The 12,605-nt window shown below is 58.0% G+C and carries 13 protein-coding genes and 1 tRNA gene; 7 read left to right on the forward strand and 7 right to left on the reverse strand.

Features of this window, described 5'->3' with window-relative positions; all coding sequences use genetic code 11:
• Positions 1-94 precede the first annotated feature (94 nt).
• Positions 95-182: transfer RNA gene (locus tag ABLU73_RS15365), tRNA-Ser, on the reverse strand.
• A 119-nt stretch (positions 183-301) separates the two neighbouring features.
• Complete coding sequence (locus ABLU73_RS15370; RefSeq protein WP_064183037.1) at positions 302-1,954, reverse strand: ABC transporter substrate-binding protein; 1,653 nt, start codon at positions 1,952-1,954, stop codon at positions 302-304.
• Between the two features lie 268 nt (positions 1,955-2,222).
• Here ABLU73_RS15370 and yccA point away from each other — a divergent pair, with 268 nt between their 5' ends.
• Both yccA and tusE read left to right on the forward strand, forming a co-directional pair.
• Positions 2,223-2,882: an FtsH protease modulator YccA gene (yccA, locus tag ABLU73_RS15375; protein ID WP_002898458.1), complete on the forward strand. Its 660-nt coding sequence runs from the start codon at positions 2,223-2,225 to the stop codon at positions 2,880-2,882.
• A gap of 87 nt (positions 2,883-2,969) precedes the next feature.
• The gene (gene tusE / locus ABLU73_RS15380) at positions 2,970-3,299 is read left to right on the forward strand and encodes a sulfurtransferase TusE (RefSeq protein WP_004201447.1); all 330 of its coding nucleotides are present in this window, start codon (positions 2,970-2,972) and stop codon (positions 3,297-3,299) included.
• On the opposite strand, the gene yccX is transcribed toward tusE, so the two are convergent.
• From yccX to ABLU73_RS15395, 3 genes are read right to left on the reverse strand one after another with little or no spacing between them, the layout of a single operon-like run.
• A complete protein-coding gene (yccX, locus tag ABLU73_RS15385) occupies positions 3,296-3,577 on the reverse strand; it encodes an acylphosphatase (RefSeq protein WP_004201446.1) in 282 nt (93 codons plus the stop codon). The genes tusE and yccX overlap by 4 nt on opposite strands.
• A gap of 48 nt (positions 3,578-3,625) precedes the next feature.
• Positions 3,626-4,414 carry an AraC family transcriptional regulator gene (locus ABLU73_RS15390; RefSeq protein ID WP_004201445.1) on the reverse strand — a complete coding sequence of 263 codons (789 nt, stop codon included), beginning with the start codon at positions 4,412-4,414 and terminating at the stop codon, positions 3,626-3,628.
• Positions 4,415-4,431: 17 nt separating this feature from the next.
• Positions 4,432-4,986 carry a YbhB/YbcL family Raf kinase inhibitor-like protein gene (locus ABLU73_RS15395; RefSeq protein WP_017899466.1) on the reverse strand — a complete coding sequence of 185 codons (555 nt, stop codon included), beginning with the start codon at positions 4,984-4,986 and terminating at the stop codon, positions 4,432-4,434.
• Between the two features lie 190 nt (positions 4,987-5,176).
• Between ABLU73_RS15395 and rlmI the strand changes: the two genes are divergently transcribed.
• Both rlmI and hspQ read left to right on the forward strand, forming a co-directional pair.
• Entirely contained in the window at positions 5,177-6,379 is a 1,203-nt protein-coding gene (gene rlmI / locus ABLU73_RS15400) for a 23S rRNA (cytosine(1962)-C(5))-methyltransferase RlmI (protein ID WP_017899465.1), read from the forward strand.
• Between the two features lie 59 nt (positions 6,380-6,438).
• Positions 6,439-6,756, forward strand: coding sequence for a heat shock protein HspQ (gene hspQ / locus ABLU73_RS15405; RefSeq protein ID WP_017899464.1), 318 nt, complete (start codon positions 6,439-6,441; stop codon positions 6,754-6,756).
• A gap of 28 nt (positions 6,757-6,784) precedes the next feature.
• Here hspQ and ABLU73_RS15410 read toward each other — a convergent pair whose 3' ends face one another.
• Positions 6,785-7,198 carry a CoA-binding protein gene (locus ABLU73_RS15410; RefSeq protein ID WP_264923444.1) on the reverse strand — a complete coding sequence of 138 codons (414 nt, stop codon included), beginning with the start codon at positions 7,196-7,198 and terminating at the stop codon, positions 6,785-6,787.
• A 154-nt stretch (positions 7,199-7,352) separates the two neighbouring features.
• Between ABLU73_RS15410 and mgsA the strand changes: the two genes are divergently transcribed.
• A complete protein-coding gene (mgsA, locus tag ABLU73_RS15415; RefSeq protein ID WP_004201439.1) occupies positions 7,353-7,811 on the forward strand; it encodes a methylglyoxal synthase in 459 nt (152 codons plus the stop codon).
• Between the two features lie 11 nt (positions 7,812-7,822).
• Here the strand turns inward: mgsA and helD are convergent, their stop codons facing one another.
• Positions 7,823-9,877, reverse strand: a complete 2,055-nt coding sequence (gene helD / locus ABLU73_RS15420; protein ID WP_043521075.1) for a DNA helicase IV — start codon at positions 9,875-9,877, stop codon at positions 7,823-7,825.
• Between the two features lie 124 nt (positions 9,878-10,001).
• Between helD and ABLU73_RS15425 the strand changes: the two genes are divergently transcribed.
• Both ABLU73_RS15425 and yccS read left to right on the forward strand, forming a co-directional pair.
• Complete coding sequence (locus tag ABLU73_RS15425) at positions 10,002-10,448, forward strand: YccF domain-containing protein (RefSeq protein WP_004201437.1); 447 nt, start codon at positions 10,002-10,004, stop codon at positions 10,446-10,448.
• A gap of 17 nt (positions 10,449-10,465) precedes the next feature.
• On the forward strand, positions 10,466-12,601 hold the full coding sequence (gene yccS, locus ABLU73_RS15430) for a YccS family putative transporter (protein ID WP_004201435.1): 2,136 nt from the start codon (positions 10,466-10,468) through the stop codon (positions 12,599-12,601).
• Positions 12,602-12,605 lie beyond the last annotated feature (4 nt).

Below are 12,605 nucleotides of genomic sequence, written 5' to 3' on the forward strand. Positions count from 1 at the left end.
GGTTTGCGCAGTCGTGACGTGAAGATGACGCGCCGTCAGAACGGCCAGGGGAAAAGTAAAAAGGGGTTACCTTTCGGTAACCCCTTCTTTTATATGGCGGAAGCGCAGAGATTCGAACTCTGGAACCCTTTCGGGTCGCCGGTTTTCAAGACCGGTGCCTTCAACCGCTCGGCCACACTTCCGGTGTGAGGCGCACTATAAACACCTCGGCGGATGCTGTAAAGCACCATTTTGTTCAACTGCCTTAAAAACAAACAATTTTGTGTTATTCGTCTGAATTTCAGGCAGTTCGCGCAGAAAATCAGCGCCCGTCGCCGCTAGCGGATGGGTGTTTTTTAATGTACATGTCTTTGGTGTAGTAATACCCCAGCTTATCCGGCGTGAAGCCTCCCACCCAGGGTTTCACTAAATGGGTACGCACATAGTGATAGACCGGAATGGCGGGAACATCCTGCGCCAGCAGATCTTCCGCCTGTTGATAGTATTTGCCCCGGCTCGCCACGTCGGAGGCTTTCGCCGCATTGCGCAGCGCCTCATCGTAAGTCGGGTTGCTGTACTGACTGGTGTTCTCGCTATCCCCGGTACGGAAAGTGTTGAGGAAGGTGGCGGCATCGTCGTAGTCGGCGGTCCAGGCATAGCGGACAGCGTCAAAGTTATGCGTATGCATGGTATCCAGCATCGTCTTCCACTCCTGGTTCTGCAGCTTCACCTCGACGCCGAGGTTTTTCTTCCACATAGAGCTGGCGGCGATGGCGATACGCTGGTGCGACTCATAGGTGTTATACAGCAGGGTAAAGACCAATGGGTGACTGTCATCATACCCCGCCTGCGCCAGCAGTTTTTTCGCCTCGGCAATCCGCTTCTCGCGCGGCCAGCTGGCGTAATCCGGGTTGTGCAGCGTCACACCGCCGATATCCGGCTGGCTGATCACCCAGGCCGGGCGCTGCCCCTGGCCAAGTACTTTTCCGGCAATGATATCTTTATCAAGCGCCATATTCAGCGCGCGACGCACGCGGGCGTCGTTAAACGGCGGCCGGGTAGTATTGAATTCGTAGTAATAGGTCGCCAGCTGCGGCGAAACGTCCAGCTGGTCGCCCATGGTTTTCTGCAACTGCGCAAACTGATTGATCGGCACCGTATAAACAATATCGATCTCCCCCGCTTTGTAGCGGTTGACATCGGCAGCCTCCGAAGAGATGGGCAGGTAAGTCACTTTATTAATAACGGTGTGCGCATTATCCCAGTACTTCGCATTACGTTCAGCCACCAACCGCTCATTCACCACCCATTGGGTCAGCTTATACGGGCCGCTGGTGACGATATGCTCTGGTCGCGTCCATTTATCGGCAAAACGCTCCACCAGCACTTTGTCGATCGGTACCAGCGAAGGGTGCGCCAGCATCGCCAGGAAGGCGGCATTCGGCTGATTCAGAGTGACCTGCAGCGTGGTGTCGTTCAGCGCTTTCACCCCCAGCGTCTCCGGTCCCTTTTGCCCCAGGGCAATTTCACGGGCGTTGGCGATATGCATATTGCCGGGATAGCTCGCATAGGGGGAGGCGGTGGTTGGCGAGACCAGCCGTTGCCAACTCCAGACGATATCCTGCGCCGTGATGGCCGTGCCGTCGGACCAGGTCAGACCAGGGCGTAAATGGAAGGTCCATAACAGGTTGTCCTTGTTTTCCCAGCGTTCCGCCAGCCGGGGCTGGATCGCCCCCGCAGGCGTCACGCTGACCAGCCCTTCAAAGAGATCGCTAATGATGTTGAATTCAATGTCGCTCTCGACTTTATGCGGATCGAGTGAGGCAGGTTCACTGCCGTTATTTCTGACCAGTTCCTGCTTTTCTGCCAGCTGAGTCCCCGGCGGCACCTGCGCCGCCTGCGCCCCGCCGAACATTGCTATCATACTTACGGCCAGGAGCGTTCGCGTGATGTGATTGTTTTTATGTAATGTCATTTCCCTTTGCCTTTAACGTACGGAGTTATTCCCCCTTCCACACTTAGTCGCAGAATTTCAATAAAGCAATATTTTTCAGCAACCTATAAGATTTCGATCGGCTCACCGAAGCGAAACGCGAAAACATATCGCTTTTTCCAATCCATGTAGAATTTTATGCTAGTCAAACGCGGCAAAAACTAAGTAAAGATGGGTAAAAGCATTAGGGCTTCACGCTTGTTTTTCTTATTCTTTATCCCTAATTACATCTGTCATAAGAGAGTGACTCATGGATCGCATAATTACATCATCGCGTGACCGTTCCTCGCTGCTCAGCACGCACAAGGTTCTGCGTAACACTTACTTCCTGCTCAGCCTGACGCTGGCGTTTTCCGCCATCACCGCTACCGCCAGCACGGTGCTGATGCTGCCTTCCCCGGGGCTGATTTTGACCCTCGTGGGGATGTACGGTCTGATGTTCCTGACCTATAAAACGGCGAATAAGCCCACCGGGATTATTTCCGCTTTCGCCTTCACCGGGTTCCTCGGCTATATCCTTGGGCCGATGCTGAACGCGTACCTTTCTGCCGGCATGGGTGATTTAATCGGCCTGGCGCTGGGCGGTACGGCGCTGGTCTTCTTCTGCTGCTCGGCCTACGTGCTGACGACGCGCAAAGATATGTCTTTCCTCGGCGGGATGCTGATGGCCGGCGTGGTAGTGGTGCTGATTGGTATGGTCGCTAACCTGTTCCTGCAGCTGCCGGCGCTGCACCTGGCGATTAGCGCGGTGTTCATCCTGATCTCTTCGGGCGCCATCCTGTTCGAGACCAGCAACATCATCCGCGGTGGTGAAACCAACTACATTCGCGCCACGGTCAGCCTGTATGTCTCGCTGTACAACATCTTTGTCAGCCTGCTGAGCATCCTGGGCTTCGCCAGCCGGGACTAACCGCTCCCTTGCTACCAGAGGCCTCGCTTATGCGGGGCCTTTTTTTTTGCTACACTGCGGCCAGTTTCAGGCGGTATGTGAAAAATTATGTTTATTTTTGAAGGCAACGAAATTGAGACGGATAGCGAAGGCTATCTGAAGGATACTACCCAGTGGAGCGAGGCGATGGCCGACGTTATCGCCGCGCAGGAAGGGATAACGCTCGCCGTTGAACACTGGGAAGTGGTGCGCTTTGTGCGCGAGTTTTACCTTGAATTCAACACATCACCGGCGATCCGCATGCTGGTCAAGGCGATGGCCAACAAGTTTGGTGAAGAGAAAGGCAACAGCCGCTATCTCTATCGCCTGTTCCCGAAAGGCCCCGCCAAACAGGCGACCAAAATCGCCGGGCTGCCGAAGCCGGTGAAGTGCATCTAATAGAGGATCGCGAATTTGTCCCAGCTGCGGGTGGGTTGATGGGGTTCAGTCAACACCCGGTCAACCCGCGCGCTGCGCGGCCCGCCGGCTTTCAGCCAGGCGATGAGTTTCTCCACCTGCTCCGCCTCGCCGCAGGCAAGGACTTCTACGCCGCCGTCGTCCAGATTACGGGCATAGCCGGTCAACCCCAGCTGCAGCGCTTCCCGCTGCGTGGAATAGCGAAACCCTACGCCCTGAACGGAACCGTATACCCATGCCATGGTGCAGATACTGGCCATTAACCTCTCCTTTTGACTTACCCTTTACGCTGAGGATAGCAAATTCGCTCAGCGTACGTGCTTTGGTAGTAAACCATAGTGCTGGCGAAAGCGCGCGGTAAAGCGCGATCCCGACTGATATCCGCTGTTCTGCGCGATTTCGCCTATTGGCCGCGAGGTGGTCTGCAGCTGTCCCAGGGCGTGGGCCATCCGCACCTCCTCGACGATCTGGCGAAAACTCTGCGATTCCTGCTGCAGACGACGGCGCAGCGTGGACTCTCCGAGAAAGAGCATTTTCGCCACCCGCGACACGCTCCATGCCTGCGCCGGCGATAGCATGACCAGCTGCCGAACCTGCGCCGACAGATCCTGCTGGCGCTCGACGAGCAGCGGGCCGGCATACCCCGCCTCGTGGAGCGCCAGCAGCAGGCCCATGGTCTGGTGCTGCTGCAAAGCAGTGGATAATCCTTCCCGCACCGCCTGCAGAACGCTTTGCCACATAAAAGCCAGCTCACTGGTCACCGGGGCGCAGAGCGAAGTCAGACGCCCCGGTGGTTTTTCGCTGAGATAGCGGGTCTTAAACGCCGTCAGCAGCTCAGGCGTCAGCGACAGCAGATCGGAGCAAAAGAGGCCGTTGTCCGGCTGGTTAATCACTTCCAGCTCAACGTCAGCCGGCAACACAATCAGCTGTTGCGGTGTCGCCAGCACACGGCTCTCCCCTTGCACAATCACTTTGCTGCCGCGTTTCACCCGACAGAGCGCCGGGGAAAACAGACGCACGCGGTGCAGCCTGCACAGCCGTCGGGTGGTAATCTCCGCGGCGGTCAGGGCGTTATGCTGAAAATGGATACTCTCCATCAGACCGACCTTTTGTTTTAGCGCCCGGCCGTCGCCGTCAATTGCGCGCTGGCGAGAGCATGGCTGTGTAACAGATACCCGACCAGCGCCCCGCTGGCCTCGGCATTCACCGGCAGCGTGGGGACATCCAGCGCCCACACCGTAAAACGGTAGCGGTGCGGTTTATCTCCCGCCGGCGGGCAGGCGCCGCCGAAGCCGGCATAGCCAAAATCATTGCGCCCCTGCACCGCTCCGTCCGGCAGTGTAGCGCTGTTTTTATCTCCCGCACCAGCGGGTAACGAAAAGACGCTGCTGGCGATATTGACCACCGTCCAGTGCCACCAGCCGCTGCCGGTAGGCGCATCAGGATCCCGGACGGTGACCGCGAAGCTGCGCGTCCCCGCTGGGGCATTTTTCCATGCCAGCTGCGGAGAGACATTGCCTCCGGTACAGCCGAAACCGGCAAACCAGTGCTGCTGGGCCAGCGCTTGCCCGTCATGCATATCATCGCTGCTTACGCTAAACGGCGCTGCCATCGCGCCACTGCTCACTGCCGCGACCATCGCCACGGTCATCCGCATTCCTGTTTTCATCGTCTTCTCCTCCTGGGGGTGAGAAGACAGGGTATGACAGTCCATGCACGGTGAATGTGCCGATGCGCCTGCGTTTTGTGCCGAAACGCTCACCTGCGCCTGCCGGAGGAAAGATGCTTGCGTGCGCCAGGTGTGCTAATCTACGCGCCATTTTTCGGTGCCGACATTCCCGTTGCTTAAAGGTAGCTCCATGACAGATTCCCTATTCCCCCGCTTAGTGTTAGCCAAAGGACGCGAGAAATCCCTGCTGCGTCGCCATCCGTGGATTTTCTCCGGCGGCGTCGCCCGTATGGAAGGTAAAGCCCGCAGCGGTGAAACCATCGATATCGTTGACCATCAGGGAAAATGGCTGGCCCGCGGCGCTTACTCGCCCTCGTCACAGATCCGTGCCCGCGTGTGGACATTCGACCGCAACGAAGCCATCGATAACGCCTTCTTTGAACGCCGCCTGCAGCAAGCGCAAACCTGGCGTGCCTGGCTGGCCGAGCGCGATGGCCTCGACAGCTACCGTCTGATCGCCGGCGAGTCTGATGGGCTGCCGGGCGTGACGATCGACCGCTTTGGCAACTTTTTCGTGCTGCAGCTCCTCAGCGCAGGCGCCGAATACCAGCGCGCCGCCATTATCAGCGCCCTGCAGACCCTGTTCCCGGACTGCGCCATTTACGACCGCAGCGATGTCGCGGTGCGTAAAAAAGAGGGTCTGGAGCTGGCCCAGGGGCCGGTGGTGGGAGAACTGCCGCCAGCGCTGCTGCCGATTACCGAGCACGGTATGAAGCTGTTGGTTGATATTCAGGGCGGGCACAAAACCGGCTACTACCTCGACCAGCGCGACAGTCGCCTGGCGACCCGTCGCTACGTGGCGGACAAACGGGTGTTGAACTGCTTCTCCTACACCGGCGGCTTTGCGGTGTCGGCGCTGATGGGCGGCTGCCGCAAGGTCACCAGCGTGGATACCTCGCAGGAGGCGCTCGACGTTGCGCGCCAGAACGTGGAGCTCAACGGACTGGATCTGTCCAAAGCGGAGTTTGTGCGCGACGACGTGTTCAAACTGCTGCGTAAGTACCGGGATCAGGGAGAGAAATTCGACGTCATCGTGATGGATCCGCCGAAGTTCGTGGAAAACAAAAGCCAGCTGATGGGCGCATGCCGCGGCTATAAAGACATCAATATGCTGGCGATCCAGCTGCTGAACCCCGGCGGCGTGCTGCTGACCTTCTCCTGTTCCGGCCTGATGACCACCGATTTATTTCAGAAAATCATCGCAGATGCCGCAATTGATGCCGGGCGTGATGTACAATTTATAGAACAGTTCCGTCAGGCTGCCGACCACCCGGTGATCGCAACCTACCCGGAAGGGCTGTATCTGAAGGGGTTTGCCTGTCGCGTCATGTAACTTGAAAAACGAAACATGAGCCTCATATAGGGAGTATTCATGTTTCCCAGGAGGTGCCTATGATAGCCAGCAAATTCGGTATCGGCCAACAGGTCCGCCATACGCTCTTGGGCTACCTGGGCGTCATCGTCGATGTCGATCCCGAGTACTCGCTCGCGGAGCCGGAAGAGGATGAAATTGCCGCTAATGACGAACTGCGTGCGGCGCCCTGGTACCATGTAGTGATGGAAGATGATGACGGTCAGCCGATCCACACCTATCTGGCTGAAGCGCAACTGAGCAGCGAACTCCGCGACGAACACCCGGAGCAGCCGTCCCTCGACGAGCTGGCCAAAACGATTCGCCAGCAGCTGCAGGCTCCGCGCCTTCGCAACTAAACAAAACCCCGCCTGGCGGGGTTTTTTGTTATTTTGCTAATCCCAGTCTCGGCAGCTCTATGGCCGGGCAGCGATCCATCACCACGTTTAACCCGGCTTCTCTGGCCAGCACTGCGGCCTGCTCATTGATCACCCCCAGCTGCAGCCACAGCGTTTTCGCGCCGATAGCAATCGCCTCCTGCGCCACGCCCCATGCCGCTTCTGAATTACGGAAGACATCAACCATGTCGACATTTTCCGGAACATCGGCAAGCGTTCCATATCCCTGCTGCCCCAGCAGCGTCTTGCCCGCCACCTTCGGCGAAACCGGGATAACGTGATACCCCTGATCCAGCAGATACTTCATGACCCGGTAGCTCGGACGGTCAGGTTTGTCGCTGGCTCCGACCAGCGCAATCGTCCGTGTCGAGGTCAGGATGTCAGCAATATCATTCTCTTTCATGGTTTCCTCCTGCTATTTCACCTAAGTGTATGCTAATCCGCAGCAGGGGGCCATCCAGGCTAACCCACAGATCCAGCAAAATTTTCATCCGCGATGCTTGCAGCGACAGCCACATTCAGTAATCTGTCAACAGGTCAAAATGTGGAATGAAAATATGGAACTGACAACACGTACCCTGCCCGCGCAAAAACATATCGCGCTGGTGGCTCACGATCACTGCAAAGATATGCTGATGAAATGGGTTGCTCGCCATCAGGCGCTGCTGGCGCAACATGTTTTGTACGCCACCGGCACTACCGGCAACCTGGTCTCCCGGGCTACCGGGCTGGAGGTCAATGCCATGCTGAGCGGCCCGATGGGCGGCGACCAGCAGGTGGGCGCCCTCATTTCAGAAGGCAAAATCGACGTACTGATCTTCTTCTGGGATCCGCTGAACGCGGTTCCTCACGACCCGGATGTCAAAGCCTTGCTGCGCCTGGCTACGGTCTGGAACATTCCGGTCGCCACTAACGTCTCCACCGCTGACTTTATTATCCAGTCGCCGCACTTCGCTCAACCGCTCGATATTCTGATCCCGGATTATCCACGCTATCTTGCCGAGCGCCTGAAATAATCGAGCCGCGATTACGGCTTCCTGGCCACAGGCACATCCAGCGCCTGCAGGATCTCAACAAACGGCGACGGTTGCGCCTTGTTAAATAACAGCCACACCCGGTGACGGGCGCGGGTTATGGCCACGTACAGCAGTCGACGCTCCTCCGCATCCGGAAAATCTTCCGGCTGCGGCAGGAGCGCCTCCTCGATGATCGACTCGCGCGCCGGGGCCGGAAACGCATCCACGCCCTCCTGCAGTCCCAGCACAATGACATAGTCGGCCTGCTGACCTTTGCTGGCATGAATGGTCATAAAATCAAGCTGCAGGTGCGGCCAGCGCGTCGCCGCTTTATCGAGCGCCTCGGGCTTAAGATGGTGATAGCGGGCAAGCAGCAGGATCCGCTGCTCGGGCTTAACGTAACCGCTCAATTTATCCAGAAGATCGTCCAGCTTATCGTCGGCTAACAGCGTGACGGCCTTTTTATCTCCCGCGGTCAGGCTGTTCAGCGGTTTGCTTAACTGATGCGGATTCTGCTGGATAAAACCATTGGCTATTTCGCCGATACGCCCGTTAAAACGATAGGTGGTATCCAGCGCACAGCAGTCCCCTTCGCCAAAGTAATGGTTGAACGCGGTGGTCAGGGAGAGCTGCGCCCCGCTGAACCGATAAATCGCCTGCCAGTCATCGCCAACGGCAAAGAGCGTAGTTTGGCTATTTTGCCGGCGTAGCGCGGCCAGCAGCGAGGCTCGCTGCGGCGAAATATCCTGAAATTCATCCACCAGGATGTGTTTCCACGGGCTGACAAAGCGGCCTTTATCGAGAATATTGACCGCCTGATGGATCAGGCCGGAAAAATCGACCGCATTCTCCGCCTTCAGCGCCGCCTTCCACTCTTTCAGTAGCGGCGACATCAGCTTCACCCGTTTACTGAACAGATCGCGTACCGTTTCCGGCGCGCCGGCGATCATCTCCGTCTGGGAGCCGCCGTGCATGCGCATCAGGCTGATCCAGCGGTCAAGCCGGCTGGCCATCCGCCGCTGCACTTTTTTATCCTGCCAGAAGTCCCCCTCCGGCAGTTGCCAGCCCATCTCCTCTTCCAGCCACAGACGCCAGCCTTTCGCCTGCGCTTTTTTCTCCTGGCACTGCTTTTGCCAGCTTTTCAGCAGCAATGCGTGACGGGCCGCAGTATCACTTTCCAGCTTACTGATGGTGGGCACTTTTTTGCTGCCCTGCTGGATAATATGCAGCGCCAGCGAGTGGAAGGTGCGAGCGGTAATATCGTCTGAAGCCAGACGCTCGCGGATCCGCTCATCCATCTCCTGCGCCGCCTGGCGGCCGAACGCCAGCAGCAGTATTTGCTCTGCCGCCGCTTCTCCCCGCGCCAGCAGCCAGCCCGCTCGCGCCACCAGCACCGAAGTTTTACCACTGCCCGCTCCCGCCAGCACCAGCAGGGAGCGCTCGCCGTTCACCACCGCCCGCGCCTGCGACGGGTTGAGCGGGGAGGATTCCACGCCGTCAAAAAAGCCGCGATACTGCTCCAGCATCGCCTCGGTAAAGGCCTGGTTATGGGCCTGACGCGCCGCTTCAATATCCCCTAACCAGCGCTGACACTCCCGCCACAGTTCCCGGCAGTTATCAAAGGCGTCAAGCCGGCTGGTGGGCATCGGCAGCCCGGTTAACGCATGGCGAATATTATCCTGAACGTTCGCTACCTGCTGACGCGTCAGCCACTTACCTTCTGCCCGGGTGCGTTCGATGGCTGCCAGCTGCTGCTTCAGCACCCCGGCGGCGATATCGCTCATTTCCGTGCTCCACTGCTGCCAGAGCGTATGTAAATGGTGATAAAAGCGCTGCGTTTCGCTCCATTCGGTACCGTGCAAACGCACGACTTTATCGTCCGGCAGCACAAACTCCAGTTCGCCCCAGACCAGACCGCGCTTACAATGCACTGACAATAACTGATTGAAAGGGATAAGATACTCATGACGATCGCCGGAAACCTTTACCCCGGCGTTCAGTAACTGCACCCTGTCATAAGGATGCTGAGCCATGCGTTTGCCCAATGTTGTCGCTTTAAGTTCCATATAATGTCGATTTTCAATCAGGGTGGATTGTTTTTCAGTTTAACCGCCCCGGACCAGGTGCTCCAGCGCAAAAAAACGTTACAATTGTCAGGTCTTCTTATCCACAGGGCAAAACCGAGGGTTTATGCGTACCATTCTGAATATTCTGAACTTTATTCTTGGCGGTTTCGCCACCACTTTAGGCTGGCTGCTCGCCACCCTGGTCAGCATTATGCTGATCGTCACGCTGCCGCTGACTCGTTCCTGCTGGGAAATCACTCGCCTTTCGTTATTCCCCTACGGTAACGAGGCGATTCATGTTGATGAGCTCGAGCCTGGTCGACAAAACAGTCTGCTGAACGCCGGCGGCACCATCCTGAACATTTTGTGGTTTATTTTTTTCGGCTGGTGGTTGTGCCTGATGCATATTTTCAGCGGCATCGCCCAGTGCCTGACTATCATAGGCATCCCGGTGGGGATCGCTAATTTTAAAATCGCCGCCATCGCCCTCTGGCCAGTGGGGCGCCGGGTCGTCTCTGTGGAAACCGCGCGCGCCGCGCGTGAAGCCAATGCGCGTCGTCGCTTTCAGTAACCGAACGGAACACGGACATGATTAGCCCCCTGCTACGCCGCTACACCTGGAACAGCGCCTGGCTTTATAACGTACGCATTTTTATCGCGCTCTGCGGCACGACGCTGTTTCCCTGGTGGATCGGCGAAGTCAAACTGACCATACCCCTCACCCTCGGCGTCGTGGCCGCGGCGCTGACCGACCTTGACGACCGTCTGGCGGGCCGTCTGCGCAACCTCGCCATTACTCTGGTTTGCTTTTTCATCGCCTCCGCCTCTGTGGAGCTGCTGTTTCCGTGGCCGCCGCTGTTTGCCCTTGGTCTGACCGTGTCTACGATCGGCTTTATTTTGCTCGGCGGCCTCGGCCAGCGCTATGCGACCATTGCCTTCGGCGCCCTGCTTATCGCCATCTACACCATGCTTGGCGTTACGCTGTACGATCACTGGTATCTGCAGCCGTTGTTCCTGCTGGCGGGTGCCGTGTGGTACAACCTGCTGACGCTGTCCGGCCACCTGATCTTTCCGATTCGTCCACTTCAGGACAACCTGGCGCGTAGCTATGAGCAACTGGCCCGCTATCTGGAGCTCAAATCACGGCTGTTTGATCCAGACCTTGAGGATGAGAGCCAGGCGCCGCTGTACGATCTGGCCCTCGCCAACGGCCAGCTGGTGGCGACCCTTAACCAAACTAAGGTTTCACTGTTGACCCGTCTACGAGGCGACCGTGGGCAGCGCGGTACTCGTCGCACGCTGCAGTATTACTTTGTGGCCCAGGATATTCATGAACGCGCCAGCTCATCGCATATCCAATATCAGACCCTGCGCGATCAATTCCGCTACAGCGATGTGATGTTCCGTTTCCAGCGCATGCTGTCGATGCAGGCGCAGGCCTGTCAGAAACTCTCGCGGGCGATTCTGCTGCGCGAACCCTATCAGCATGATGCCCATTTCGAACGGGCGTTTATGCATCTCGATGCAGCACTCGAGCGCGTGCGCGCCGGCGGCGCATCCGACGAGCAGCTTAACGCCCTCGGCTATTTACTCAATAACCTGCGCGCCATTGATGCGCAGCTGGCCACGATTGAATCGGTGCAAACCACCGCGCCCGCCGGGAGTAATACCGAGACGCTGCTGGCCGACGACAGGCTCGGCGGGCTGAACGATATCTGGCTGCGCCTGCAGCGCAATATGTCGCCAGAGTCAGCCCTCTTTCGCCACGCGGTGCGTATGTCGCTGGTGCTTTGCGCCGGCTACGCTTTTATCCAGTTTACCGGGCTTCAGCATGGCTACTGGATCCTGCTGACCAGCTTGTTCGTCTGTCAGCCGAACTATAACGCCACCCGCCATCGCCTGGCGTTGCGGATCATCGGCACCCTGGTCGGGGTGGCGATCGGCCTGCCGGTCCTCCTGCTGGTACCGTCGGTTGAAGGACAGCTGCTGCTGATCGTTCTCACCGGCGTGCTGTTCTTTGCCTTCCGTAACGTGCAGTACGCCCATGCCACGATGTTTATTACGCTGCTGGTGCTGCTGTGCTTTAACCTGCTTGGCGAAGGTTTTGAAGTCGCCCTGCCGCGCATCATTGATACGCTGATCGGCTGCGCCATCGCCTGGGCGGCAGTGAGCTTCATCTGGCCGGACTGGAAATTCCGCAACCTGCCACGGGTGTTGGATCGCGCGATGAACGCGAACTGCCGTTATCTGGATGCCATCCTGGAGCAGTACCACCAGGGCCGCGACAACCGGCTGGCCTACCGTGTCGCACGCCGTGACGCCTACAACCGCGATGCTGAGCTGGCTTCCGTCGTCTCGAACTTGTCGACGGAACCACGGGCGGATGCCGCACAGCGCGAGACCGCCTTTCGCCTGCTGTGTCTCAATCATACCTTCACCAGCTACATCTCCGCCCTCGGCGCGCATCGGGAAAAACTGTCCACGCCGGACATCCTCGCCCTGCTGGATGATGCGGTCTGCTATGTGGATGACGCCTTACATCATACCCCAGCGGATGAACAGCGAGTGCAGAAGGCGTTGGCCAGCCTGCAAGACCGGATCCACCATCTGGAGCCGCGCGCGGACAGTAAAGAGCCCCTTGTGTTACAACAGATTGGCCTGCTGCTGGCGCTGTTGCCTGAAATCTGCCGCCTGCAGCAGCGGGTACACGCTCAAACGGAATAACCGT

It is taken from the genome of Klebsiella sp. GG_Kp175 (assembly GCF_040062325.1).
GTDB lineage: Bacteria > Pseudomonadota > Gammaproteobacteria > Enterobacterales > Enterobacteriaceae > Klebsiella > Klebsiella quasipneumoniae.